The organism is Halopseudomonas sp. (genome assembly GCF_036960865.1).
GTDB lineage: Bacteria > Pseudomonadota > Gammaproteobacteria > Pseudomonadales > Pseudomonadaceae > Halopseudomonas.
Genome location: NZ_JBALWE010000005.1, coordinates 16,036 through 41,306, shown reverse-complemented (window position 1 = coordinate 41,306; position 25,271 = coordinate 16,036). Strand labels below are relative to the sequence as shown.

Annotated in this window: 25 protein-coding genes and 1 tRNA gene; 4 read left to right on the top strand and 22 right to left on the bottom strand. The window is 59.8% G+C overall.

Annotated features, from left to right (window positions below; translation table 11 throughout):
- Nucleotides 1-15: 15 nt before the first annotated feature.
- The 9 genes from hisS to V7747_RS08235 form a co-directional block, all read right to left on the bottom strand.
- A complete protein-coding gene (hisS, locus tag V7747_RS08275) occupies nucleotides 16-1,293 on the bottom strand; it encodes a histidine--tRNA ligase (RefSeq protein WP_335615574.1) in 1,278 nt (425 codons plus the stop codon).
- A gap of 17 nt (nucleotides 1,294-1,310) precedes the next feature.
- Entirely contained in the window at nucleotides 1,311-2,423 is a 1,113-nt protein-coding gene (ispG, locus tag V7747_RS08270; RefSeq protein ID WP_335615573.1) for a flavodoxin-dependent (E)-4-hydroxy-3-methylbut-2-enyl-diphosphate synthase, read from the bottom strand.
- Nucleotides 2,424-2,437: 14 nt separating this feature from the next.
- On the bottom strand, nucleotides 2,438-3,433 hold the full coding sequence (locus V7747_RS08265) for a RodZ domain-containing protein (RefSeq protein WP_335615572.1): 996 nt from the start codon (nucleotides 3,431-3,433) through the stop codon (nucleotides 2,438-2,440).
- A gap of 2 nt (nucleotides 3,434-3,435) precedes the next feature.
- Nucleotides 3,436-4,185 carry a type IV pilus biogenesis/stability protein PilW gene (gene pilW / locus V7747_RS08260; protein ID WP_335615571.1) on the bottom strand — a complete coding sequence of 250 codons (750 nt, stop codon included), beginning with the start codon at nucleotides 4,183-4,185 and terminating at the stop codon, nucleotides 3,436-3,438.
- 27 nt (nucleotides 4,186-4,212) lie between these two features.
- The gene (gene rlmN / locus V7747_RS08255) at nucleotides 4,213-5,364 is read right to left on the bottom strand and encodes a 23S rRNA (adenine(2503)-C(2))-methyltransferase RlmN (protein ID WP_335615570.1); all 1,152 of its coding nucleotides are present in this window, start codon (nucleotides 5,362-5,364) and stop codon (nucleotides 4,213-4,215) included.
- 39 nt (nucleotides 5,365-5,403) lie between these two features.
- Nucleotides 5,404-5,829 carry a nucleoside-diphosphate kinase gene (gene ndk / locus V7747_RS08250; protein ID WP_335615569.1) on the bottom strand — a complete coding sequence of 142 codons (426 nt, stop codon included), beginning with the start codon at nucleotides 5,827-5,829 and terminating at the stop codon, nucleotides 5,404-5,406.
- Between the two features lie 116 nt (nucleotides 5,830-5,945).
- Entirely contained in the window at nucleotides 5,946-7,100 is a 1,155-nt protein-coding gene (locus tag V7747_RS08245; RefSeq protein WP_335615568.1) for an IscS subfamily cysteine desulfurase, read from the bottom strand.
- A gap of 9 nt (nucleotides 7,101-7,109) precedes the next feature.
- Nucleotides 7,110-7,928 carry a serine O-acetyltransferase gene (cysE, locus tag V7747_RS08240; RefSeq protein WP_092285637.1) on the bottom strand — a complete coding sequence of 273 codons (819 nt, stop codon included), beginning with the start codon at nucleotides 7,926-7,928 and terminating at the stop codon, nucleotides 7,110-7,112.
- A gap of 2 nt (nucleotides 7,929-7,930) precedes the next feature.
- Nucleotides 7,931-8,710 (bottom strand): RNA methyltransferase, encoded by a 780-nt coding sequence (locus V7747_RS08235; protein WP_335615567.1) that lies wholly within the window; start codon nucleotides 8,708-8,710, stop codon nucleotides 7,931-7,933.
- A 135-nt stretch (nucleotides 8,711-8,845) separates the two neighbouring features.
- Between V7747_RS08235 and suhB the strand changes: the two genes are divergently transcribed.
- Nucleotides 8,846-9,661 (top strand): type III secretion system regulator SuhB, encoded by an 816-nt coding sequence (suhB, locus tag V7747_RS08230; protein ID WP_335615566.1) that lies wholly within the window; start codon nucleotides 8,846-8,848, stop codon nucleotides 9,659-9,661.
- Between the two features lie 190 nt (nucleotides 9,662-9,851).
- Here the strand turns inward: suhB and secF are convergent, their stop codons facing one another.
- From secF to queA, 5 genes are all read right to left on the bottom strand, one after another.
- Entirely contained in the window at nucleotides 9,852-10,766 is a 915-nt protein-coding gene (gene secF, locus V7747_RS08225; protein WP_335615565.1) for a protein translocase subunit SecF, read from the bottom strand.
- Between the two features lie 10 nt (nucleotides 10,767-10,776).
- On the bottom strand, nucleotides 10,777-12,648 hold the full coding sequence (secD, locus tag V7747_RS08220) for a protein translocase subunit SecD (RefSeq protein ID WP_335615564.1): 1,872 nt from the start codon (nucleotides 12,646-12,648) through the stop codon (nucleotides 10,777-10,779).
- Nucleotides 12,649-12,711: 63 nt separating this feature from the next.
- Nucleotides 12,712-13,047, bottom strand: a complete 336-nt coding sequence (gene yajC / locus V7747_RS08215) for a preprotein translocase subunit YajC (protein ID WP_335615563.1) — start codon at nucleotides 13,045-13,047, stop codon at nucleotides 12,712-12,714.
- A 59-nt stretch (nucleotides 13,048-13,106) separates the two neighbouring features.
- A complete protein-coding gene (tgt, locus tag V7747_RS08210; RefSeq protein ID WP_335615810.1) occupies nucleotides 13,107-14,225 on the bottom strand; it encodes a tRNA guanosine(34) transglycosylase Tgt in 1,119 nt (372 codons plus the stop codon).
- A 5-nt stretch (nucleotides 14,226-14,230) separates the two neighbouring features.
- Nucleotides 14,231-15,280: a tRNA preQ1(34) S-adenosylmethionine ribosyltransferase-isomerase QueA gene (gene queA, locus V7747_RS08205; protein WP_335615562.1), complete on the bottom strand. Its 1,050-nt coding sequence runs from the start codon at nucleotides 15,278-15,280 to the stop codon at nucleotides 14,231-14,233.
- Between the two features lie 153 nt (nucleotides 15,281-15,433).
- Here queA and V7747_RS08200 point away from each other — a divergent pair.
- Nucleotides 15,434-15,520 (top strand) — tRNA-Leu (locus V7747_RS08200).
- 71 nt (nucleotides 15,521-15,591) lie between these two features.
- On the opposite strand, the gene V7747_RS08195 is transcribed toward V7747_RS08200, so the two are convergent.
- The 5 genes from V7747_RS08195 to V7747_RS08175 form a co-directional block, all read right to left on the bottom strand.
- Nucleotides 15,592-17,520, bottom strand: a complete 1,929-nt coding sequence (locus tag V7747_RS08195; RefSeq protein WP_335615809.1) for a DUF7844 domain-containing protein — start codon at nucleotides 17,518-17,520, stop codon at nucleotides 15,592-15,594.
- Nucleotides 17,521-17,549: 29 nt separating this feature from the next.
- Nucleotides 17,550-17,864, bottom strand: coding sequence for a DUF2388 domain-containing protein (locus V7747_RS08190; protein ID WP_335615561.1), 315 nt, complete (start codon nucleotides 17,862-17,864; stop codon nucleotides 17,550-17,552).
- Between the two features lie 143 nt (nucleotides 17,865-18,007).
- The gene (locus tag V7747_RS08185) at nucleotides 18,008-18,724 is read right to left on the bottom strand and encodes a ZIP family metal transporter (RefSeq protein WP_335615560.1); all 717 of its coding nucleotides are present in this window, start codon (nucleotides 18,722-18,724) and stop codon (nucleotides 18,008-18,010) included.
- Nucleotides 18,725-18,823: 99 nt separating this feature from the next.
- Nucleotides 18,824-19,771 carry a thioredoxin-disulfide reductase gene (gene trxB, locus V7747_RS08180; RefSeq protein WP_335615559.1) on the bottom strand — a complete coding sequence of 316 codons (948 nt, stop codon included), beginning with the start codon at nucleotides 19,769-19,771 and terminating at the stop codon, nucleotides 18,824-18,826.
- 105 nt (nucleotides 19,772-19,876) lie between these two features.
- A complete protein-coding gene (locus V7747_RS08175; protein WP_335615558.1) occupies nucleotides 19,877-20,476 on the bottom strand; it encodes a peroxiredoxin in 600 nt (199 codons plus the stop codon).
- Between the two features lie 136 nt (nucleotides 20,477-20,612).
- Between V7747_RS08175 and cysZ the strand changes: the two genes are divergently transcribed.
- Nucleotides 20,613-21,356, top strand: coding sequence for a sulfate transporter CysZ (gene cysZ, locus V7747_RS08170; RefSeq protein ID WP_335615557.1), 744 nt, complete (start codon nucleotides 20,613-20,615; stop codon nucleotides 21,354-21,356).
- A gap of 29 nt (nucleotides 21,357-21,385) precedes the next feature.
- Nucleotides 21,386-22,612: a glycosyltransferase family 4 protein gene (locus tag V7747_RS08165; RefSeq protein WP_442909207.1), complete on the top strand. Its 1,227-nt coding sequence runs from the start codon at nucleotides 21,386-21,388 to the stop codon at nucleotides 22,610-22,612.
- Between the two features lie 20 nt (nucleotides 22,613-22,632).
- Here the strand turns inward: V7747_RS08165 and V7747_RS08160 are convergent, their stop codons facing one another.
- The 3 genes from V7747_RS08160 to V7747_RS08150 all read right to left on the bottom strand — a co-directional run bounded on the left by V7747_RS08160 (nucleotide 22,633) and on the right by V7747_RS08150 (nucleotide 25,053).
- Nucleotides 22,633-23,742, bottom strand: a complete 1,110-nt coding sequence (locus V7747_RS08160) for an NADH:flavin oxidoreductase (RefSeq protein ID WP_335615555.1) — start codon at nucleotides 23,740-23,742, stop codon at nucleotides 22,633-22,635.
- A 79-nt stretch (nucleotides 23,743-23,821) separates the two neighbouring features.
- Entirely contained in the window at nucleotides 23,822-24,409 is a 588-nt protein-coding gene (locus V7747_RS08155; protein ID WP_335615554.1) for a TetR/AcrR family transcriptional regulator, read from the bottom strand.
- 158 nt (nucleotides 24,410-24,567) lie between these two features.
- Nucleotides 24,568-25,053 carry an FKBP-type peptidyl-prolyl cis-trans isomerase gene (locus V7747_RS08150; RefSeq protein WP_092285668.1) on the bottom strand — a complete coding sequence of 162 codons (486 nt, stop codon included), beginning with the start codon at nucleotides 25,051-25,053 and terminating at the stop codon, nucleotides 24,568-24,570.
- Between the last annotated feature and the right edge of the window lie 218 nt (nucleotides 25,054-25,271).

The following is a 25,271-nucleotide window of genomic DNA, read 5'->3' as shown; positions in this document are numbered from 1 at the left end:
CGATGCGATTGTCGCTTAGATAATCTGTGCAAGCCGAGCCGGCAAATCCTGCCAGCTCAGGTTTTCCTGTTCTTCTTCGGTACGCAATGGCTTCAGCCCGATCTGTTGCCCAGCCACTTCGTCTTCCCCCAGCACCAGAGCGTAAAGTGCGCCTGACTTGTCCGCTTTTTTGAACTGGCTCTTGAAGCTGCCACCACCGGCGTGCACCACCAGCCGCAAACCCGGTAGCGTATCGCGCAGTTGCTCTGCCAAGCGTAGGCCGGCCGTTACCGCAGCGTCGCCCAGCGTGACGAGGTAGACATCAACCTGCCTAGCCAGTTCAGCCGGCACCTTGCCGAGCGTTTCGATCAGCAGCAGCAGCCGCTCGATGCCCATGGCAAAGCCAACCGCCGGGGCCTGCTTGCCGCCCAACTGCTCGACCAGACCATCGTAACGACCACCGGCACAAACGGTGCCCTGCGCGCCCAGTTGGTCAGTCACCCATTCGAACACCGTGAGCCCGTAGTAGTCCAGCCCGCGTACCAGACGCGGGTTGATTTCGTAAGGAATGCCGATAGCGTCCAACAATCCACGCAGCTCCGCGAAGTGGGCTCGGGCCTCGTCATTCAGATAATCCGCCAGCTTGGGGGCGTCAACCAGCAACGCCTGGGTCGCTTCATTCTTGCTGTCAAGAATGCGCAACGGGTTGCTCGCCAGGCGGCGCTGGCTGTCTTCATCAAGTTGCTCGAAGCGCGCCTTAAGATATACCACGAGGTCGTCGCGGTAGCGCGCACGGTCAGCAGAAGTGCCCAGGCTGTTAAGCTCCAGCGTTACGGCATCACTGATACCCAAGCGTTGCCACAACCGCCACGAGAGCGCAATCAGCTCGGCGTCGATATCCGGTCCGGTGAGGTTGAAGGTTTCTACGCCAACCTGGTGAAACTGGCGATAACGTCCTTTCTGCGGACGCTCATGGCGAAACATCGGGCCGGTGTACCAGACCTTCTGGCCAACACCACTACCCAGCAGCCCGTGCTGGAGCATGGCCCGTACACAACCGGCCGTGCCTTCCGGACGCAGGGTCAGCGAGTCGCCATTGCGATCGTCGAAGGTGTACATTTCCTTCTCGACAATATCAGTCACCTCGCCAATGGAGCGCTTGAACAGCTCGGTGGGTTCAACAATCGGCAGGCGAATCTGCTGATAGCCGTAACTCGCCAGCAGGTCGGCTACGGTGCGCTCAAAGTACTGCCAGAGCGCGCTGTCGGCGGGCAGAATATCGTTCATGCCGCGCACGGCTTGCAGGGTTTTCAAAGCGTCTTTCCTTTCATTCAGCCGCGCACTATGGTGTTGGCGTCCAGCGCCTGCTTGGCAGCAATCTTGTCACGAATCATCTTTTCCAGCCGGTCGACCAGCTCAGCGTTATCCACCTTCTGGTCCGGCTTGCCGTCCTGGTAAATCAGGTTGTTGGGCGAGCCACCCGTCAGGCCGATATCCGCCTCCTTGGCCTCGCCCGGCCCATTGACCACGCAACCGATCACCGCCACATCCAGCGGTGTGAGTACATCGTCCAGGCGGCTTTCCAGCTCGTTCATGGTCTTGATCACATCAAAGTTCTGCCGCGAGCAGCTGGGGCAAGCAATGAAATTGATGCCGCGCGAGCGCAGGTGCAACGACTTGAGGATATCGAACCCGACCTTGATCTCCTCAACCGGGTCCGCCGCCAGCGAAATGCGGATGGTATCACCGATACCTTCGGCCAGAAGCATGCCCAGGCCGACTGCCGATTTTACCGTGCCGGAACGCAGGCCGCCGGCCTCGGTGATCCCGAGGTGCAGTGGCTGCTCTATCTGCTGGGCCAGCAGGCGGTAGGCGCCCACCGCCATGAATACATCGGAGGCCTTGACGCTAACCTTGTAGTCCTGAAAGTCGAGCCGATCCAGGTGCTCCACGTGGCGCATCGCCGATTCCACCAGCGCTGCCGGTGTCGGCTCGCCGTACTTCTTCTGCAGATCCTTCTCCAGCGAGCCGGCGTTGACGCCAATACGGATAGGAATACCGTTGTGGCGCGCGGCATCAACCACGGCGCGTACCCGGTCTTCACGGCCGATATTGCCCGGATTGATACGCAGGCAATCGACGCCTAGGTCCGCCACACGCAGGGCAATCTTGTAATCGAAATGAATATCGGCAACCAGCGCCATGCGCGTCTGTTTGCGAATTTCGCCAAAGGCCTCGGCGGCTTCCATGCTGGGAATGGAGATGCGCACTATATCCGCACCCGCGGCCTCAAGGCGCTGAATCTGGCCCAGTGTGGCAGCGACGTCGCAGGTTTCGGTGTTGGTCATGCTCTGAACTGATATGGGCGCGTCGCCTCCCACCAGCACCGACCCTACCTTGATCTGCCGGGAAACGCGGCGCTTGACCGGCGATTGATGTTGCATAACGAAATAACCTCTTACTGACCCAGACGCAGGCGAGCTACACCCGACTGGCTCTGTTGCGGCAATGTAACCGGCTCGCCCCGATAGCTGATGGACTGCACGGCACTACGATCGCCGATCACCAGATCCAGAGCACCATCGTGGTCAAGATTGATTGACTGACCGGCCTGCATCAAGGCGCTGTGCAGCACTGCACCATTGACCGCCTTGATCTGTACCCAGCAATTGGACGTAAAGCTGATATTCAGTGTGGCGCCGTCTGCAGCCTGCTCGGCGGCAGGTGCAGTGACGGGCGCGGCGCTGTCAGCTACCGGTGGCGTTTGCCCAGCTGCGGCCTCGTTCGCGGCGTTCGCGGAGTCAGCTGCGGTTGCCGGCTGCTCAGCGATCGCCTGCTCCTCGGCCCCCTGAACCGGCGCCGACTCTTCGGTGGCTGGCTCGCCAACATTCAGCCCAAGCTGCTCGTCGGTCAGGCTCTCGGCCTGCTCGGCAATCGACGGCGGCAAGGTCAGCGCGTCGACTTCCACTTCATCGAGCAAGGCATCATCGGACAGCGCATCATCGTCGAGCGGGGCGACCACCTCGTTGGCGCGGTTGTCGAACCACCAAACCGCCGAGGCGACCAGCGCCAACACTACCACCAGACCGACCCAGCGCATCGCGCCGCCACTGCTGCGGCGCGGCTCTGCTACTCGACTGATGCCGCTGACCGGACGTTCACGCGCCTCAATACCCCGAAAGCGATCGAACTCCACTGCCAGCCGATTGGGATCGAGCCCCACCAAGCGTGCGTAGCTGCGGATGTAGCCACGGGCAAAGGTATCACCGGGGAGGCGGTCATAAAGCCCGTTCTCGATGCCCTCTACCGCGGCCACCGAAATCTTCAGGTTCTGAGCAATCTCGACCTGCGTCATGCGACGCTCGGCCCGCGCTGCCCGCAAGGTTTCTCCGGGGTTGCTCAGACGCTGCTGTTCAGCCATGCCTGCACCTGCATCATGACGTTCGGAACTCATAGTTATTCAGACTCCATAAGCGCTTTCGCTTCAGGACTAGCAGGGTAGAGGCGCTTGAGCTGCAACGCATAACTGGCCGCGCGGCTATGATCTTCAAAGCGTTTTGCCAACTGAATACCCAGTCCCAGACTGGCGGCATTCTGTCCGGACATTTCGGCAAAGGCGCGATAATGCTGCCACGCGGGCACGTAATCCTGCGCCTGAAATTCGAGCTGTGCCAGCTCCAGCAGCGCCCGCGGCTGACGGCTGTTAAGCCGCAGTGAGCGCTCAAAACTCTCGCGGGCTTCGGCGGGTGCGCCCATGCGCTGGTAGGTCAGCCCGAGGTTTTCGAAAACCCGTGAACGCTCGGCGTACAACGTATCTTCCGAGGCCTTCTGGAAATAACCCAACGCCTCCGGATAACGCTCCCGATCCAGCAGGAAAGCACCGTAGTTATTCAGAATGCGCGCGTTCTGCGGGTCGCCAGCCAAGGCAGCAAGAAAGTGTTTTTCGGCCGTTTCGTATTCCCCTTCATACTGGAATACCAGGGCCAGGGCCGTGTTGGCGGCCGCGGATTTCGGATCCAGCGCCAGCGCTTCACTCAGCGGCTTCTTCGCACGTTCGGTCTCACCTTTTTGCAGGTAACCGAGACCCAGCTGAATGTAAGCGTCACGCGCCTGCTCCGGATCTACCTTGCGACCGGTATCGCCGGTGGTCACGCAGCCGGTCAGCAGCAGGCTCAGCGTTAACATCAAGGCTGCAGACTTACTCATGCGGTCATCCTTCCTGGCTGGAGAGTATTAGTGGTTACTGCCGCTCACCGGTTCCGCGTTTTCTGCTTCGGCGGCGAGCTGGCGTACGGCGATATAGCGTTCACTGCGACGCGTGCGATCCATGACCTGGCCTACCAACTGGCCACAGGCTGCGTCGATATCTTCGCCACGTGTCGTGCGTACGGTGACGTTATAGCCGGCCTGATGCAACATATCCTGGAAGCGCCGAATGGCATTATTGCTCGGCCGCTCGTAACCCGAGTGCGGGAAGGGGTTGAACGGAATCAGATTGATCTTGCATGGAATGTCGCGCAGTAATTCGATCATTTCCGCGGCGTGCTCAGGGCGATCGTTAACGTCCTTGAGCAGCGTGTACTCAATCGTCAGCGAACGTTTTTCGCCCAGTCCGGCGATGTATTTCTTGCAAGCCGGCAGCAGCACTTCCAGCGGGTACTTCTTGTTCAGCGGCACCAGCTGGCTGCGCAACTCGTTGTTCGGCGCGTGCAGCGACAAAGCCAGAGCGACATCAGTAATCTCGCCCAGTTTTTCGATCATCGGTACCACGCCCGAGGTAGACAGCGTCACCTTGCGCTTGGAAATACCGTAACCCATGTCGTCCATCATCAACTGCATTGAGTCGACGACATTATCAAAATTCAATAGCGGCTCACCCATGCCCATCATTACTACATTGGTCACCGAGCGATCCACGGTAGCAGGCACAGAGCCGAAGGACTTGTTGGCAATCCACACCTGACCAATAATTTCGGCCACGGTCAGATCACTATTGAAGCCCTGCTTGCCGGTCGAGCAGAAGCTGCAGTCCAGCGCACAGCCCGCCTGGGACGAGACACACAGGGTGCCACGCCCATTTTGCGGAATATACACCGTCTCCACGCAACTGCCCGAGGCAACCCGCACGACCCACTTGCGTGTGCCGTCGCGGGAAATATCCTCGCTGACAACTTCGGGGCCACGAATCTCGGCGCAGGCCTTGAGCTTTTCGCGCAGGGCCTTGCCGACATTGGTCATATCATCGAAGTCGTCGACACCATAGTGATGAATCCATTTCATGACCTGGCCGGCACGAAAACGCTTCTCTCCCAATTCCTCGAAGAAAGCTTCCAGTTTCTGCTGTGTCAGACCCAGCAGATTGGTCTTGCTGGTTGCATTGGTCATGGTGGTCACATCATTTGGTTTGTCAGGATAAAAACAAGCTTAGCGTGGGCACAGCTCGGTTTCGGCGAAGAAGTAGCCGATTTCGCGCGCAGCAGAAGCGGCAGAGTCAGAACCGTGTACCGCGTTGGCATCAATGGATTCGGCGAAGTCAGCACGGATAGTGCCGGCAGCGGCCTCTTTCGGGTTGGTAGCGCCCATCAGGTCACGGTTCTTGAGGATCGCGCCTTCGCCTTCCAGCACCTGAACAACAACCGGACCGGAGGTCATGAAGCCAACCAGATCCTTGAAGAAAGGACGCTCTTTGTGCTCGGCGTAGAAGCCTTCGGCATCAGACTGGGACAGCTGAACCATTTTGGCAGCTACCACGCTCAGGTTAGCCTGCTCGAAGCGGCTGATGATCTGACCAACAACGTTCTTGGCGACGGCATCGGGCTTGATGATGGACAGGGTGCGTTCAACGGCCATGTAACTCTCCAGACAGTTTTTTCGGATTGAAATGATAAAAGATGGTTAACCTGCGGATTATACGCAGGTTAAAGACAAATAGATAACAGCAGCGCGGTTCCCGACTGGCGGCGAATTCAGCCCGCCTGACGTAGGCGTTGCACTACTTGGCAGATGATTTCGGAGGCTCGCAGAACATCGTCTTCACTGGTGTAACGGCCAAGCGACAGACGGATAGAGCTGTGCGCCAACTCGTCGTCCAGACCGATAGCGCGCAGCACGTAGGAAGGCTCGACTGCAGCCGAGGTGCAGGCCGAACCGCTCGACAACGCCAGATCCTTGAGCGCCAGCAGCAACAGCTCGCCATCCACACCCGCGCAGGCGAGATTCAGGTTGTGCGGCACCCGCGCCTGAGCGCAGCCGTTGAGCGTCACGCCAGGTAACGCCGCCAGACCGGACAGCAGGCTGTCACGCAGGCCGGCAATGCGCGCCGACTCGCTCACCAGCAGCTTGCCGGCCAGCTCAAAGGCCGTACCCATACCGACGATCTGGTGGGTGGCCAAGGTGCCAGAGCGCATGCCGCGCTCGTGCCCGCCGCCGTGAATTTGCGCTGGCAGCCGCAGCGCCAGGCCGCGGCGCACGAACAAGGCACCAATGCCCTTGGGGCCGTAGGTTTTGTGCGCGCTGAACGACATGAAGTCGACCGGCAGCGTGCGCAGATCAATCGCCAGCTTGCCGGTCGACTGCGCGGCGTCCACGTGCATCAGCACGCCGCGGGCATGCGCCAGCGCACCCAGCGCCGCAATGTCATTGATGGTGCCGATTTCGTTGTTGACGTGCATCAACGTCACCAGCACGGTGTCGTCACGCAGCGCTGCCTGCAATTGCTCCGGGGTAATCACACCCTCAGCGCCAGGCTGCAGATAGGTCACCTCAAAGCCTTCGCGCTCCAGCTGTTGGCAACTGTCGAGCACCGCCTTGTGTTCGATTTTAGAGGTAATGATATGGCGGCCGCGCTCAGCCTGCGCATGCGCCACGCCCTTGATCGCTAGGTTATCCGACTCAGTGGCGCCCGAGGTCCAGACGATTTCGCGCGGATCAGCACCCACCAGATCAGCCACCTGACGACGCGCCAGCTCGACTGCCTCCTCGGCTTTCCAGCCGTAGAGGTGCGAGCGCGACGCCGGGTTGGCAAAGTTGCCGTCCAGCGTCAGGCAGGCCATCATTTTTTCCGCCACCAGCGGGTCGACCGGTGTGGTGGCTGCGTAATCCAGGTAAATGGGTTGCTTCATGCGATTGCCTCAGCGTGCAGTGGTGTCGTTGCGTTCAGCGTCCACTGCAGCATCGGTATCGTCCTTCAACAGCTCGAAGTCCTCGCCGCCCAGTGCTGGCAGCTCTTTGGCGCAGTAATCACTGCCCAGCTCGCTGAGCGCCTTGCACATACCCTCCAGCCGGCTATCAACTGCCTGCATGTGATCCAGCATCTGCCCAATAGCGCGCGCGACCGGGTCCGGCATGTCACGGCTTACACCGTAGGCATCAAACCCGAGCTTCTCGGCCATCGCCTGACGCTTGGCTTCCTGCTGCTCGTCGGCCGATTGATCCGCCTCCTTGACGATAATCCGGCCGGGAATCCCGACTGCGGTGGCACCGGCCGGCACTGCCTTGGTGACCACGGCATTGGAGCCAATTTTGGCCCCTTTACCGACGGTGAAGGGCCCCAATACCTTGGCGCCAGCGCCCACCACCACGCCGTCCTCCAGCGTCGGATGGCGCTTACCCTGGTCCCAGCTGGTGCCGCCCAGCGTGACACCCTGATACAGGGTCACATCATCACCAATCTCGGCCGTCTCACCAATCACCACACCAAAGCCATGGTCGATGAAAAAACGACGCCCCAGCTTGGCGCCGGGGTGAATCTCGATACCGGTCAACCAGCGCGCCAGGTGCGACACCATGCGCGCCAGCAAAAAGGCGTTGCGCACCCAAAGCCCATGCGACAACCGATGCATCCAGACCGCATGCAAACCCGGATAGCAAGTCAGTACTTCCAGCGTGTTGCGCGCAGCAGGATCACGATGGAAAACACTGGCTATATCTTCTTTCATGCGTTCAAACATGCTTAACGTCTCCGCGCACCGGATGCTTTGACTCCGATGGCCTTCTGGGTTTCGGTCAGGATGCCGCGCAGGATGTTCATTTCCATGCGATTGACCTGAATGCGGCCGTACAGGCGACGCAAACGCGGCATCAACTGTCTCGGTTTTTGAGGGTCGTGGAAGCCGATTTCAACCAGTACCTGCTCAAGATGCTGAAAATATTGCTCCAGCTCACCCGCCGTAGCGGGAATTTCATTCGGCAGAGCAGTGGTTTCCACCTTGTGCATCTTGGTCGGCGCGCCAGCGCGCTGCAGGGACTGCATACGCAACTCGTAAGCCAGCACCTGCACTGCCGCGCCCAGATTGAGCGAGCTGAAATCCGGCATCGACGGGATATGCACATGGTACTGACAACGCTGAAGCTCTTCGCTGGTTAGACCGGAATCCTCGCGTCCGAATACGATGGCAATGGGGCCCGTTTCGGCCGCCTCAAGTCGATCCAGCACTTCATCTGCAGCTTCGCGCGGGTCCAGCACGGGCCAGGGAATACGCCGATCGCGAGCACTGGTACCGAGCACCAGCACGCAATCCTCGATGGCCTCTTCGAGCGTACCAACGATACGCGCGCCTTGCAGAACATCATCCGCCCCGGCCGCACGGGAACTGGCAGCAGGATCGGGAAAGCGGACCGGGTCAACCAGCACCAACTCATGCAAACCCATGTTTTTCATCGCCCGCGCCGCGCCGCCGATGTTGCCAGGATGACTGGTATTGACCAACACCACACGCACATTATTCAACACAGCAGCACCTATACGAGCCAGAATGGACCCTGCATCTTACAAAAGCTGTGCTGCGATAGCCATGATGCATTCATGTTGCCCGGCTTATCTGCTATAATTTCCGGCTTTTCATCTTCCTGACAGAGATACATCACTATGCAGCCCATGCTGAACATCGCCCTCCGTGCCGCGCGCAGCGCCGGAGAACTGATTTACCGTTCCATGGAACGTATTGATGTGCTCACCGTCGACGAGAAGGATGCGCGTGACTACGTCACCGACATTGACCGCGCTGCCGAACAGACCATCATCGCGCAACTGCGCAAAGCCTATCCGGACCACAGCATCCAGGCCGAGGAATCAGGCTTCCAGCCGGGCCAGGGTGAAGGCGCAGACACCGTCTGGATTATCGATCCGCTGGACGGCACCACCAACTTCATTCACGGCATACCGCACTTCGCGATCAGTATCGCCTGTCGCGTAAAAGGCCGCACCGAGCACGCCGTAGTATTCGACCCTATCCGTCAGGAAGAATTTACCGCCAGCCGTGGCCGTGGCGCCGCACTCAACGGCCGCCGCCTGCGGGTCAGCAACCGCAAATCACTCGATGGCGCCCTGCTGGGCACTGGCTTCCCCTTCCGCGACAATCAGATTGACGCGCTGGACAACTACCTCGGCATGTTCCGTAGCCTGGTTGGCCAGACCGCCGGGATTCGACGTGCCGGTGCCGCCAGCCTCGACCTTGCCTATGTTGCCGCTGGCCGCTACGACGCCTTCTGGGAATTTGGTCTGGCTGAGTGGGATATGGCCGCTGGCGCACTGCTGATCCAGGAAGCTGGCGGCCTGGTCAGCGATTTTACCGGTGGTCATCAGTTCCTCGACAAGGGCCACATCGTTGCCGGCAACCCCAAGTGCTTCAAGGCAGTGCTGACGGCAATCCAGCCGCATCTGACCTCAGGCATGAAGCTCTAACCAAGCAGCGCTCCCAGCCGCCACACTTGCTGGCACCGCTGGCTGAACAAGAAAGCCCGCTCCTTGCATGGTGCGGGCTTTTTTACGAGCGGCCTTGGGCTGTCGAGCGCATTTGTCCGACACCGCCAAACGCCTACAAAAAAGCCCGCAACGGATTCCGCTGCGGGCTTTTTTTGTCATTGCAGATGCTTCAGGGACGATCGTCAATCGCCTCTTCGATCTGCGGCGGAATCAGATCATCACGGGTCAGCTTCATGGTCACCAGCAAACCGCCGGCAATGTAGATTGAGGAGTAGGTACCCACCCCCACACCGATTAGCAGCGCCGTGGCAAAACCGTGAATATTCTCGCCGCCGAAATAGAACAAGGCCAGCAGTACCAGAACGGTCGAGAACGAAGTCGCCAAGGTTCGACCCAGCGTCTGCGTCGTCGAAACGTTGATGATGTCGGTCAGCTCGGTCTTGCGCATTACCCGCATATTTTCACGCACGCGGTCAAAGACCACGATGGTATCGTTCAGCGAGTAGCCAATAACCGCCAGCAGCGCTGCCAGCACTGTCAGATCGAAAGACAACCCAAACAGCGAGAACACACCCAGGGTAAAGATCACATCGTGGAACAGCGCTACGATGGCCGCCACGGCGAATTTCATCTGAAAGCGCAGCGAGACATACAACAGGATGCCACCCAACGCCAGCAGCATGCCGATACCGCCTTTGTCGCGCAGCTCCTCACCCACCTGCGGGCCAATGAACTCGACGCGCTTGACCGACACATCGTTGCCGTCCTGACGCTTGACCAGCTCGGCGATTTCCGCACCCAGATCCGGGTTGTCACTGGGCAGACGGATCAGCACATCGGTTGAAGCGCCGAAGTTCTGCACCACCGCGTCGTTCCAGCCGTTACCCCGCAGCACTGTGCGAATGTCTTCAAGCTCAGGGGGCTGAGTGTAATTCAGCTCCACCAAGGCACCGCCGGTGAAATCCAGCCCCAGATTCAGCTGCTTGACCACCAGGCTGCCGATAGACCCCAGCATGAGCGCAATGGCAACAACGAAGAAAACTTTGCGCAGGCCGAGGAAATTAATGGTTTTGATATTTGTCATGGGTTGATCCTCACAGCCACAGCTTCTTGATGTCGCGTCCACCGACGGACAGGTTGACCATGGCACGGGTAACCATGATGGCACTGAACATCGAGGTCAGAATCCCCAGCGACAGTGTTACGGCGAAGCCCTTGACCGGACCGGAGCCCATGGCAAAGAGGATGACCCCCACCAGCAGGGTAGTCAGGTTACCGTCGATAATGGCGGAAAACGCCTTGTCGAAGCCTTCGTGCACTGCACGCTGTGGCGACATGCCGTTGGCCACCTCCTCCTTGATCCGCGAGAAGATCAGTACGTTGGCATCGACCGCCATACCCAGGGTCAACACGATACCGGCAATACCCGGCAGGGTCAGGGTCGCGCCCAGCAGCGACATCAGTGCCAGCAACAGCACCAGGTTGAAGGTCAGCGCTATGCCGGCGAACACGCCGAAAGCGCGGTACACCAGCAACATGAAAACCAGCACCAGGGCAAAGCCTACCTGTGTGGCGGTTACGCCCTTGGCGATGTTTTCAGCACCCAAGCTTGGCCCAATAGTGCGCTCTTCCACAAAGTGCATGGGCGCCGCCAGACCGCCGGCACGCAGCAGCAGTGCCAGTTCCGAGGCTTCAGCCGGGGAATCCAGACCGGTAATGCGGAACTGGTTGCCCAGCGCGCTCTGAATTGTGGCCAGACTGATGATCGACTTTTCTTCAACGAAGGCCGGAATCTCGACTTGCTGCGCAACGCCATCGACTTCCTGCGTCACCGTACGGCTGATCTGGCGCTGCTCGATAAAGAGCACCGCCATGCCCCGACCAATATTGTTGCGGGTGGCACGGTTCATCAGCTCGCCGCCGTGGCTGTCGAGCTTGATATTCACCTGCGGACGACCGTTCTCGTCGTAGTTGGACTGCGCGTCGGTTACCTGATCACCGGTGATGATGATACTGCGCTCAACCTGCGCCGGTGGGCGGCCGTTATTGCCGTGGTACTCAAAGGTTTCGGTCGTGGCGGCGGCAGCATCGGGCTCCGCAGCCAGGCGGAATTCCAGGTTGGCGGTCTTGCCCAGCACGCGCTTGGCCTCGGCGGTATCCTGCACGCCGGGCAACTCGACCACAATGCGGTTGGCACCCTGACGCTGCACCAGCGGCTCAGCCACACCCAGTTCGTTCACCCGGTTGCGCACAGTGGTCAGGTTCTGCTTGACCGCGTACTCGCGAATCGCAGCCACTTCGGTATCGGTCAACGCCAATTGCAGCACCTGCTGGCCATCCTTCTCAACCGAGGTCAGGGCAAACTGGCTGTACTGCTTGCCGATCAGCCGGCGCGCGTCAGCCAGCTGTTCTTCGTCGGCAAAGCCAAACTGCAGCGTGGTGCCTTGCGTCGGCAGACTGCGATAACGCAGCCCTTCGGTGCGCATCAGGCCACGCACCTCACTCTGGTAGACATTAACCCGCGACTCCAGCGCCTTGTCCATGTCGACCTGCAGCAGAAAGTGCACGCCGCCCGACAAGTCCAGACCCAGGGTCATCGGGCCAGCACCGATGTTGCTCAACCACTCTGGTGTGGTGGGCGCAAGGTTCTGCGCCACGACGTATTCGCGACCCAGCGCATCCCGCACTACATCCTGCGCCTGCAGCTGATCGGAACGATTGACCAGGCGCACCAGACCGGAACGGTTGTTACTACCCAACTCGCTGCCCTTGGTCTGCAACCCGGCGGCAGCCAGGGCCTGCTCGATGCGGTTCAGATCGGACTGTTCGATGGATTGCGTGGAACTGGCACCGGAAATCTGAATCGCAGGATCGTCCGGGTACAGGTTGGGCATGGCGTAGATCAGACCAAGCGCGAGCACGGCCAGAATCAGCAAATACTTCCAGAGGGGGTAACGGTTGAGCATATCAGGGCCTGATAGCAGTCCGGGCGCCTAATCGGCGCCCGGAACAGAGTTCTACGTGAAGGATTAGATGGCTTTCAGTGTGCCCTTGGGCAGCACGGCGACAATCGCGCCTTTCTGAAACTTCAGCTCCTGGCTCTCGGTTACTTCCAGTACCACGAACTCGTCGGTGACCTTCTTGACCTTGCCGAGAATGCCGCCGCCGGTTACCACTTCATCACCATTGGACAGGTTGGCCAGCAGATTCTTGTGCTCTTTGGCACGCTTGGCCTGGGGGCGCCAGATCATCAGATAGAAGATGACGACAAAACCGACCAGAAAAATCCATTCGAAGCCGGCACCCGCGGGTGCGGCTGCGCCGCCAGCTGATTGCGCCATAGCGGCGGGAATGAAAAAGCTCATGTGACACTCCTGTTATTGAACTGCAAGAAAATCGGTTATGGGGGCGATCCGGGCGCTAATCAAGCCTGCAACGGCGGAACCGGCAGACCCAGTTTAGCGTAGAAGTCATCCACAAAGTCGGTCAATGTACCCTGTTGAATGGCACTGCGCAAACCTGCCATAAGCCGCTGATAATGCCGCAGGTTATGGATGGTATTGAGCATACTGCCGAGCATTTCGCCGCACTTGTCCAGGTGATGCAGGTAGGCGCGCGAGAAGTTTTGGCAGGTGTAGCAGTCACAGGCCGGATCGAGCGGATTCTGATCGTGCCGGTGAACCGCGTTGCGGATCTTGATCACACCCGCCTCGGTAAACAGATGGCCGTTACGCGCATTGCGCGTGGGCATCACGCAGTCGAACATGTCGACGCCGCGGCGCACACCTTCCACCAGATCCTCGGGTTTGCCAACGCCCATCAGGTAACGGGGTTTTTCCGGCGGCATATGGCCCGGCAGAAAATCCAGTACGCGCATCATTTCGTCCTTCGGCTCACCAACCGAGAGACCGCCAATAGCCAGGCCGTCGAAGCCGATCTCGCACAGGCCTTCGAGTGAGCGCAGCCGAAGATTTTCGTGCATGCCGCCCTGCACGATACCGAACAGCGCAGAGGGATTGCCCTCATGCGCCGCTTTGGAACGCTTGGCCCAGCGCAGCGACAGCTCCATGGAGCGCCGCGCCGTGTCTTCATCGGCCGGATAGGGGGTGCACTCGTCAAAGATCATCACGATGTCGGAGCCCAGCTCGCGCTGAACCTGCATGGACTCCTCCGGACCCATGAACACCTTGGCACCGTCAACCGGGGAAGAGAAGTAGACGCCCTCCTCCTTGATCTTGCGCATCGCACCCAGGCTGAACACTTGGAAGCCACCCGAGTCGGTCAGGATGGGGCCCTTCCACTGCATGAAGTCATGCAGGTCGCCGTGCTGCTGAATCACCTTGGTGCCGGGGCGCAGCCACAGATGGAAGGTATTGCCGAGAATGATCTGCGCACCGATCGCCTCGACATCGCGCGGCAACATGCCCTTGACCGTACCGTAGGTGCCTACCGGCATGAAAGCAGGCGTTTCCACCACGCCGCGCGGAAAGGTCAGGCGGCCGCGACGGGCTTTGCCGTCGGTGGCCAGCAGCTCAAAGGACATATGACTCATTGCGATACCTCTGGCCCACGCGGGGCAGGATTGCGGGTAATGAACATGGCATCACCGTAACTGAAAAATCGATACCGCTCGGCCACCGCAGCCGCATAGGCCGCCATGGTTTCGGGATAACCGGCAAAGGCCGAGACCAGCATCAGCAGGGTCGACTCCGGCAAATGAAAATTGGTCACCAGCGCATCGACCACGTGAAAGGGCCTGCCCGGGTAGAGGAAAATATCGGTATCACCACTGAAGGGTTTGAGCACACCGTCGCGCGCGGCGGACTCCAGTGAACGCACGCTGGTGGTACCCACTGCAATCACCCTGCCGCCGCGTGCCTTGCACTGCACCACCGCCGACACTACCTCGGCACTGACCTCCAGCCACTCCTGATGCATTACGTGATCTTCGATGCGATCGACGCGCACCGGCTGGAAAGTGCCGGCGCCCACGTGCAGGGTCACCTCGGCGGTCTCTACGCCTTTATCACGAATTGCCTGCAGCAGGGCTGCATCAAAATGCAACCCGGCGGTGGGCGCTGCAACCGCACCCTCGCGCTTGGCGTACACGGTTTGATAGCGCTCACGATCGGCGCTGTCGTCCTCCCGGTCGATATAGGGCGGCAGCGGCATGTGGCCAACGCGGTCCAACAGCGGCAGCACTGGCTCGGCAAAGCGCAACTCGAACAGCGCGGCGTGGCGCGCAACCATCTCGGCACTTGCGTCGCCATCGAGCAGAATGCGACTGCCCGGCTTGGGCGACTTGCTGGACCGAATGTGGGCCAGCACGCGGTACTCGTCCAGCACCCGCTCCACCAGCACCTCCAATTGGCCGCCGGTCTCCTTGCGACCAAACAGCCGTGCCGGAATCACCCGGGTGTTGTTGAACACCATCAGATCCCCGGGCTGCAGTTGCTCCAACAGATCCACAAACTGCCGATGGTGCAGCTCTCCGGTAGGACCGTCCAGACACAACAGGCGACTGCCCCGACGCTCGGCCAAGGGGTGACGCGCGATAAGTTCATCAGGCAAATCAAAGGCAAAATCACTGAGACGCATGCGGGGAGCGGTTCCGAAGGCCATTCAAAGGGGGCACATAGTAGCCGAAAACGTGCCTCGCCGCGATCCACAGACGTAACGATTGTGACGAGAGGATTGACCTTGCCGGCAACTGCTTCGTATACTCCGCGCCGGCTTGTGAAAAGCATGCGAGCCTCGATGGCGGAATTGGTAGACGCGGCGGATTCAAAATCCGTTTCTGGTGACAGAGTGGGAGTTCGATTCTCCCTCGAGGCACCATCTGTACAACTCAGATGGTGATGGCAAGCCCCCGAAACAACCAGCCCTGAGCTGGTTTTTTTGTGCCCGTATTATGGCAACTGCACTCCACCCGCAGCCTGATGCAGCGCTTTCAGACGCTCAGCCAATTGCCGAATATTCCGCGTTCCGCCGCTCAATTCCGCCTGCCGCGCGGCATCCAGCAGTGCCAGCAACTGATCATCCAGACGCGCCGTCATGGCCTGGAGACTGGCCCGCCGCCCTTCGCTCTGCTGCTGCAACTGCTGCCACTCATCCGGCTGCGGCAGACCGTAACCCTCAGGAAGCAGCTCTGCCGGGCGACTGAGAAAGCCACTTTGCGCCAGCAGCTCCTGCAGCAAACTTTCAGCCTCACCCAACTGCGTATCAACGCCGCCGCGCCCTGACAGGTAGCGCTCCTTCAACTCCTGCCGCACTAGCAGCAACTGGCGCCGCTGCGCGGCCTGCTCGAGCAGGAGCAGCGCCGCCGTGGTGCGCACATCGCCTTGCCCCAGCCACTGAGCACGTGCCTCAGCGCTCAGGGCGAACCAAGCCTCAACATCCGGCACCGGGAGATCCAGGCCAGCCTGTACCTGCGTGAACATCAACTGATAGCGTTCACGGAACGAGTCGAAAAAATAGCCAAGGCGCAGCGCTTGCTGTCGATCCTGCAAGGGCTGCTGGTCGGCTATACCGCGCGCCGTCAACAAGCTCAGCAGGCCGGTCGGGGTAATACTCTGCAGGTCGCGCAGCGCAGGGCTTTGCGTGCCTACACGCAACAATCTGCGCGTTTCTACCGCGCAGTTGTTGTTGATGAAATAGTAGTCGCCGTCATAACTCCAATGCAGCTGTAGCGCTTGCTGCAGCAGGTCATTTAGCTCAGACCGGCTGAACCGCAGCGGTACCGAGCTGAGGCTACGCAGCTCCAGCTTGGTGTACTCATCCACCACCTGGGTCAACGGCAGAATAAACAGGCGCGATGGGTAATTGCCGACCAGACCATCCCAACTGGACAACTGCACATCCTCAACGAAAGCGCGAAATGACAGCACCAGATGCTCACTGACGTCCAACAGGCAATCGGGCCCACGCGGACGCCCCGGCGCGCAGATCACCAGGCGCAACATGCTGTGCCCCCAACGGCTGGCCCAGGCCTCATTTGGCTCAGCCAGCAGATAATGCACGGCATAGACACGCTCGGGGTCTATACGGCCCACAGCCTGCGGTTCATCCAGACTGGCGTTTACATAAGGCAATGCGTGGGCGCAGTCCGCTGCCGTGGGAGGCGCCCAGCCGAAATGCTGCGTGAAGTAGCCATACAGTGCCGGACGGCGGCAGGCGTATTGCGGATCGAGCAGGAAATATTCGAGGTTGACCGCAGCAAACTCGCTCGGACTGTTCAGCTCATAGCGGTCTGGGCTGCGGTCCCGCTGCGGATTGGTATCCACTCGCACACCGCGCTGTCCGGCCTGCTCCGGCCAGCCGGCCAGATCCAGCAGGCGCGGATCATCACTCAAGCTGAACTGGCGCTCACCCTCCCCGCGACAGCGAGGTGGCAGCCCCACCGGCCCCAGACTCTCTTGCTGCTGACGGCAGGCCAGCAGCAACGCGCGCTGACCCTCTGGCCAGTATGCGATGCGATCGTAGAAGTGCGCCAGCTCATGCAGCAGCGTGGCGAGCAATTCGGAATGCGCGTCGGCGCGGGCCTCCAGCGCCAACAAGCGCTGCAGCCAGCGACGATTGAGCAGTAAAGTACCGCTGCCGGTGGCACGCCCAATTACATCGGCGCCCAAGCGCTCGCTCCAGCGCACCGGAATGCGCTTATCCAGGCGTAGCCGCAGGCTAGGCGGGAGCGCGTTTGCAGCGTCGGCCAGCAAGGCCTCTGTGGCCAGCCGCTGTTCGGCGTTCAGCCCGCGTGGCTGCAGCACCAACTGCAACTCTGCCTGCGCCTGCAGACACACCAGAAAACCACAGCCCAGCAACCAGCGTAGTGCCACGCGCAGGCGAGACTGGCCGCCGAGCGACAAGCCGATCAACGTGCCAGAATAGCCTCGGCGAGCTGCATGTCAGTGGCGCTCAGCGCGGGCTGCTGCTGACGAATATGCGCCAGTGCCGCCTCCAGGCGAACCCCGCGAATGGCGCCACCGCTGGCAACAAAGCTGGCGGCATCGTCCTGCGCCTGCAAAAGTACCTTGTCATTACCACCGGAGCTGACATCGCTGGTCCCTTCAACACTATTGGCCAAAGAGGCTCCAATGGTGTCGGTAGTCGCAACAAAGCTACTGGCGGCAGCCAGACCGGAGAATGCAAAGACGCCAACAGCGGCCAGCAGGGAAAGTCGTTTCATGGGGCGTTCCTCAATAAAGATTGCACACTGAAAAAGGCGATTAACCCGGGCTGGCAACCTAGAGCCGCAAGCGACACGCCGTCAGATAAATGATGATAGCCGGTTTGGCCGCCAGCTTCCCGCTCAGCGTGACCGCAAGCAGCTCAGCCCAGCGTCATCTGATGACCGACCATGCCCAGCACAAAGCCAAGCACCGCGCCCATGGGCGGCGCCCAGTGCCTCTCCAGTCGCGCCTGTGGTGCAATATCCTGAAATACCGAGTAGCAAATTCCGCCGGCAGCAAACAGCATGACCATCGCCACCACACCCGGATAAGCCGACAGCCAGGCATAACCCAACACACCGAACAGCGGCCCCAGCAGCGCAATCACGGCAAATATCAGCGCTACTCGACGCGCACGGTAGTGCGTGGCAGCACTTAGCTCACGGCAGGCATTGAATCCCTCCGGCAGGTTTTGCAGGGTCATCAAGCAGGCCAGCAGCAGACCACTGCTTTCACCCACTGCAAAAGCGGCACCGAGTGCCAGTGACTCGGGCAAATAATCCGACAGCATAGCGGCCAATTGGCCTGCCGGCGTGTGAATCCGGTCCAGCAGAATATCCAGCGCCATGAAAGCAGCGCCACCACCAACGAAGCACAGCGCAGCCAGCCAAGGTGACAGCGGCGCAATACCTTCAGGCACCAGCACCAGGGCCACCGCCGACAGCAGCGCACCGCCACCGAAGGCGATGATGCCGTGGCGATACTCTTCCTTCAGCCAATCCGGACGCAGCTGCTCTATGCCTGCCAGCAATGCACCCAGGGGCATCGCCATGCCTGCCATCAGCGTCAGAATGATGACCAGATACAACTCCTGCATGCTGACTCCTCACCGCGACTGTGCGGCGCATGATTTCACAGCCGCCGAAAACAGAAAAGCCCCACTTGGGCGGGGCTTTTCAAGCGCACAGAGGACTGCTTACAGCTCGTCGAGGAAGCGCTCGGCATCCAGTGCGGCCATGCAACCTGCGCCCGCCGAGGTGATCGCCTGACGGTATACATGGTCAGCCACATCGCCTGCGGCAAACACACCGGGGATGTTGGTCTGGGTTGCGTTACCTTCGGTGCCGCTCTTGATCTTCAGGTAGCCGTCATGCATATCCAGCTGCCCTTCAAACAGGCTGGTATTGGGCGTGTGGCCAATGGCGATAAATACGCCGGCCAGGGCGATATCTTCAGTACCACCACTGTTCAGCGCGATACGCATGCCGGTCACCCCGGTCTGATCGCCCAGTACCTCGTCCAGCTGTGCATTCAGCTTCAGCTCGATCTTGCCTTCGGCGACCCGCGCCAGCAGCTTGTCGACCAGTATCTTCTCGGCGCGGAACACCTCACGGCGGTGCACCACGGTGACCTTCTTGGCGATGTTGGCCAAGTAGAGCGCTTCTTCAACGGCGGTGTTGCCACCGCCCACAACGGCAACGTCCTGGTTGCGATAGAAGAAACCATCGCAGGTAGCGCAGGCGGAAACCCCCTTGCCCATGAACGCCTCTTCGGAGGGCAGGCCAAGGTAACGTGCCGAAGCCCCGGTAGCGATGATCAGCGCGTCGCATTGATACTCGCCGCTGTCGCCCCAGAGCGTGAACGGGCGCTTGCTCAGGTCGACCTTGTTGATGTGGTCGAACTGGATTTCGGTTTCGAAGCGCTCGGCGTGCTTGCGCATGCGCTCCATCAGCTCCGGACCCTGCAACCCTTCTACATCACCAGGCCAGTTATCGACTTCGGTAGTGGTGGTCAGCTGACCGCCCATCTGCATGCCGGTGATCAACAACGGCTTGAGATTGGCGCGCGCAGCATAGACTGCCGCGCTATAGCCGGCCGGGCCGGAACCCAGAATGATCAGACGGGAATGACGCACTTCAGACATAAAATCCTCCGATTCACCACCGCAGTGGCGCGATAAAAAAAGCAGAGCGATCCTGGGTTAAGGGGAACCCGCCACAGGGCTGACCACTCTGGAAAATCAATTCGTTCAGAGCTCCGAGGCGTGCATGGCCAGATAACTGGCGACACCTTCAGGGCTTTCCTGCATACCGGGCTGCCCCTTGCGCCAGCCGGCCGGGCAGACTTCACCGTGCTCCTCGGTAAACTGCAGCGCATCTATAAGGCGAATCATCTCATCCACTTCACGACCCAGCGACAGATTGTTCACCACCTGATGCTGCACGATGCCTGCGCGATCAATCAAAAACGACGCACGCAACGCAACACCATCCTCGTGCTCCACACCGTAGGCACGGGTTATCTCGTGCTTGACGTCAGCCACCATGGTGAAGCCAACCGGGCCAATGCCGCCCTTCTCGACCGGGGTATTGCGCCAGGCATAGTGGGTGTACTGCGAATCGACCGAAATACCGACCACCTCAACGCCCAGCGCGCGAAACTTGTCCATGCGATTGTTGTGCGCGATGATTTCCGACGGGCAGACAAAGGTAAAGTCCAGCGGCCAGAAAAATACCACAACATATTTGCCGCGCAGTGAGGCGAAGTCAAAATCCTCTACAATGCTGCCATCAGCCAATACCGCTGGCGCAACAAAATTTGGTGCCGTGCGATTCACCAGAACACTCATCGCGACCCTCCCGAGTCATCTAGGGACGCAGCTTACGGCGCCCATCCGATTATGGAAATTGTAAAGACTGTATCAGCCAAATAGTTTACCCCTATAGGCTTTGCCAAGCCCGTTTTTCATCGAGGAACCTACCCCCATGAAGGCTACATTCGACGTTCTGCGCGGCCCCGATTACCTCAAGGAGGGCTGGCATCGCATCAGGCAACCCGGCCTGCGCCGCTTTGTGCTGATTCCATTAGCGCTCAACCTGATGGTGTTTGCGGCCCTGATCAGCTGGGGCGTCCAGCAGTTCAACCTGTTGATGGCAGAACTGATGCCGCAGCTACCGGCGTGGGCTTCGTTCATCGAATGGTTACTCTGGCCGCTGTTCGCATTGGTTGTACTGCTGGTGCTGTTCTTTGGTTTCAGCGTGGTCGCCAACATCATCGCTTCGCCTTTTTACGGTTTTCTGGCGGAGAAAATCGCCGAACAAGAGCGCAACGAGGTCAGTCCGCCCACCAGTTATCGCGACATAATGCTGGTCGTACCGCAAAGCGTTGGCCGCGAGCTGCGCAAACTGCTCTATTACCTGCCGCGCATGGGGATTCTGTTGCTGCTGACGCTGGTTCCCGTGGTCAACCTGGTCGCCTCACCGTTGTTGCTGGCCTTTGGCGTCTGGATGATGGCCGTACAGTACATCGACTATCAGGCTGACAATGAAAAGGTCAGCTTCATCGACATGCTGCGCTGGATGCGCGGCCGGCGCGGCATCTCACTGGGCTTTGGTCTGCCGGTTTACGTCGGCATGCTGATCCCGCTGGTCAATCTGCTGGTGATGCCAGCGGCAGTGGCCGGCTCTACCCTTCTGTGGGTACGCGAACGCGGCAGCCGAGTATCATAAAAACGTAATAAATATGTCACGCCGGCATCATGGCCCGGGACCATACTCGGATCATGAACATAGCCCAGCCTTCCGGCCAGTGCTTCGCATTGGTGACAGAAACTTACCCGCCGCAAATCAATGGCGTCAGCAATACGCTGGGCAAACTCTGCCAAGGCCTGCTGGGCCGCAACCATCGAGTGCAGCTCATCCGCCCTGCCCAGCCGGGTGAAAAGCCCGGATTGATTCAGTCCGGAAACCTGTTGGAACGCTGTGTGCGCGGCCTGCCGATTCCGGGCTACCCTGGCCTGCAATGGGGCCTGCCGGCCGCGAGAAAGCTGCAAAAGCTGTGGCAGCGCCAGCGCCCTGATGCGATCTACCTGGCCACCGAAGGTCCGCTGGGCTGGTCAGCACTGCGTCTGGCGCGACGCATGAAAATCCCGGTGATCAGCGGTTTTCATACCAATTTCCAGCAATACAGCAACCACTTCCACTTGGGACTGTTTCACGAGCCAGCACTGCGCTATTTGCGCTGGTTTCACAATCAGACCCTACAGACCCTGGTCGCCAGTTCGACCCAGCAGCGCGAACTGAATCGCCTGGGCGTGCACAACCTGTCACTGCTCGGTCGCGGCGTGGATTGCACGCATTTTCACCCAACCCACCGCAGCCAAAGCCTGCGCGAGCAGTGGGGCGCCAAAGTCGACGATTTAGTGCTGCTGCACGTAGGGCGACTATCGCCAGAGAAGAACCCGGAGTTGCTGATAGACAGCTGGAATAAGCTGCGCGCCAGTCAGACTGCCAACGGAGCCCGCTTACACATGGTGGTCGTGGGGGACGGCCCCTCTGCGCGGGAATTGCGCAAACGTATGCCGGAGGCTGTCTTCACCGGCGCCCTGACCGGCAATGCGTTGGCGAGCGCCTACGCCAGTGCCGACATCTTTATCTTTCCGAGTCTGACCGAAACCTTCGGCAACGTGGTAACCGAAGCCATGGCATCCGGCCTGGCCGTATGCGCATTCGACACCGCCGCAGCGCATCAGCATATTCAGGATCGCTACAGTGGATGCCTGGCGCCAGCAGGCCATGATCAGCTATTTACCGACAACCTGTGCTGGCTCGTACAAGATGCCGAAGGGCGCCGCAGCATCCGCCTGCACGCAAGACACCGTGCCTGCCAGCTGGACTGGCAGGCAATAGTGCAACGCTTCGAACGCTGCCTGTTGCAGGCCGCGCTAGGTCAAAGCATTCCAGTGCAGGCGGTGCCCAGCAAGTAGGCCACCAGCACCAGACGGCATCAGACCAGGGTTTTCAGCGCTTCGCGACTGAAGGGTTCGATGTCGGCGAAACGGCCTTCACGCACCTTGTCGGCCCATTGCGGATCAACCAGCAACGCACGCCCTACCGCCACCAGGTCAAACTCGCCAGCACCAAGGCGCGTCAACAGATCATCAATGTTCGCGGTCTGCGCAACCTTGTCGGTATTGACCATGAATTCCAGGAATTCGCCATCCAGGCCCACGCTGCCAACGGTGATCGCCGCCTTGCCGGTGATCTTGCGCGTCCAGCCCGCAAGGTTCAGCTCGGAGCTTTCGAATTCCGGCTCCCAGAAACGGCGCTGCGAGCAATGGAAAATATCCACCCCGGCGTCTGAAAGCGGCGCCAGGAACTGCTCCAGCAGCTCAGGCGTCGGCGCCAAGCGCGCGGTGTAATCCTGCTGCTTCCACTGCGAAAAACGGAAGATGATCGGATAGTCGGGACCCACCGCCGCTCGCACGGCGCGAATCACCTCTACCGCAAAACGGCCACGGTTTTCCATGCTGCCGCCGTAAGCGTCGGTACGCTGATTGGTACCTTCCCAGAAGAACTGGTCGATCAGGTAACCGTGGGCGCCATGCAGCTCGATGGCATCAAAGCCAATGTCCTTGGCGTCTTTGGCCGCCTGCGCAAAGGCCGCAACCACATCGTCGATGTCGGCCTGGGTCATGCCCCGAACCAGTACCTTACCTTCCTTCTGCTTTTCCATCGGGCCATAACCCGGCACCTCCGGATCGGGCTCGGTACCCAAACGGCGGACATTACCTACGTGCCACAGCTGGGGCGCAATCTTGCCGCCGGCGGCGTGCACTGCATCCACGACTTGCTTCCAGCCCGCCAAGGCCTCTTCACCATAGAAGTGCGGCACGTTGGGGTAGCCGTTGGCACCCGCGTGGTTGACCACGGTCCCTTCGGTGACGATCAGGCCCACACCCGATTCGGCGCGTCGACGGTAGTAGTCCACCACGGCCTGGTTCGGCACGCCCTTGGGCGAGAAGTTGCGGGTCATCGGCGCCATCACAATACGGTTACTCAGCTTCAGCGGGCCAAGGGTAATGGGGGCAAACAGCGGAGCTACATCAGCAGACATGGTTAATCCTCTTGGGTCTGGGTCAGCGCTGCCAGAGGACATGAAGCTGACCGGTCGTCTCGGTTTATTTAAAGTTGATTCAGGCGCGCAGCAGGCGCTCCAGTTGATCGATGAATACCCGCAGCGGCGCTATCTGACGATCAGTCTTCATCCGCAGCAAAGCCCCTTCCCAGGCCGCACCGATAAAACCTGCCAGCGCGACAGGGTCTTGGTCCTGAGATATTTCGCCGGCCGCACGCGCCTGTTCCAGACACTCAGCCAACACCTGGCTGGAGCGCTGCAGAATAGCTGCGGCGGCATACCCGATAGGCTGACTCTCGTCCGCCTTCTCATGACAGAGACTGCCAATGAAACACTGATGGGATGGCTGTTCCTGATTGGCGAAATAGCCGATCAGGTCGCGGTAACACCGCAGGATTCGCTCGCGCGGTGACAGCTCCGGCACACTCAGCGCCGCCGCAAAACGCTCTATGCGCGGCGTGTAGTAGTAATGCAGCGCCTGTATGGCGAAATCTTCCTTGCTCTCGAAATAATGATAGAAGGACCCCTTGGGCACGCCGGCGCCCTGGGTGATTTCTTGCACACCCGTCCCGTTATAGCCTTTACGCAGCATGACACTGGTGCCGGCCGCCAAAATGCGCGCGCGTTTATCCTGGATCGTATTCATGCGAGCACTATACGACCGGTCAACTTTATTTAATAGAGCGAGAGATAACTATTGATTTCAGTGATAACCAAGAATTGAGCGCATCGGCTGCGCGCCATTTGCGGGCGAAAAAAAACCAGCCGTTGTCGGCTGGTTTTTTGTGCTGTGGAGCGCTGCTATCAGTGCTCTACGCCGCCTTCGCCGTGAATGTGGCCGTGGGCCATTTCATCGTCGGTCGCTTCGCGCACCTCAACTACCTTGACGTCGAAGGTCAGCTGCTCGCCGGCCAGCGGGTGGTTCCCATCAACAGTGACTTCGTCACCTTCCAGTGCCTTGATGGTCACGATCTGCATGCTGCCATCGGGACCGGACGCGTGGAACTGCATGCCGACTTCCAGCTCGTCAACGCCTTCAAACATGTTGCGACCCAGTACAGCGATCAGCTCGGCATTGAACTCGCCATAGGCCTCTGCCGGCTCGACGGTTACATTGACGGCATCACCTGCCTGTTTGCCTTCCAGCGCCTTTTCCAGGCCCGGAATGATATTGCCCGCACCATGCAGGTAGACGAGCGGCGCGCCACCATTGGAGGAATCCAGCACCTCGCCATCTGCATTGGTCAGGGTGTAATCGATGGAAACAGCCTTGTTGGCAGCAATCTGCATAATATCGTTCCTATCATTTGCTTAAAAATCGTGAGTGTACGCGGATTGGGTGGCAAACGCACGGCTTGACCCGACTAGCGGGCAGACTGAAGATGAGACCCGCAGCCCATAAAGACCACGACAACGTGGTGCCATTGGACGCGGCACAACCAGCGCGCCCCCACTGCGCAGTCCGACTGAACCTTGCGGGCACAGGCGCATCAAACGGCTGGCACGCT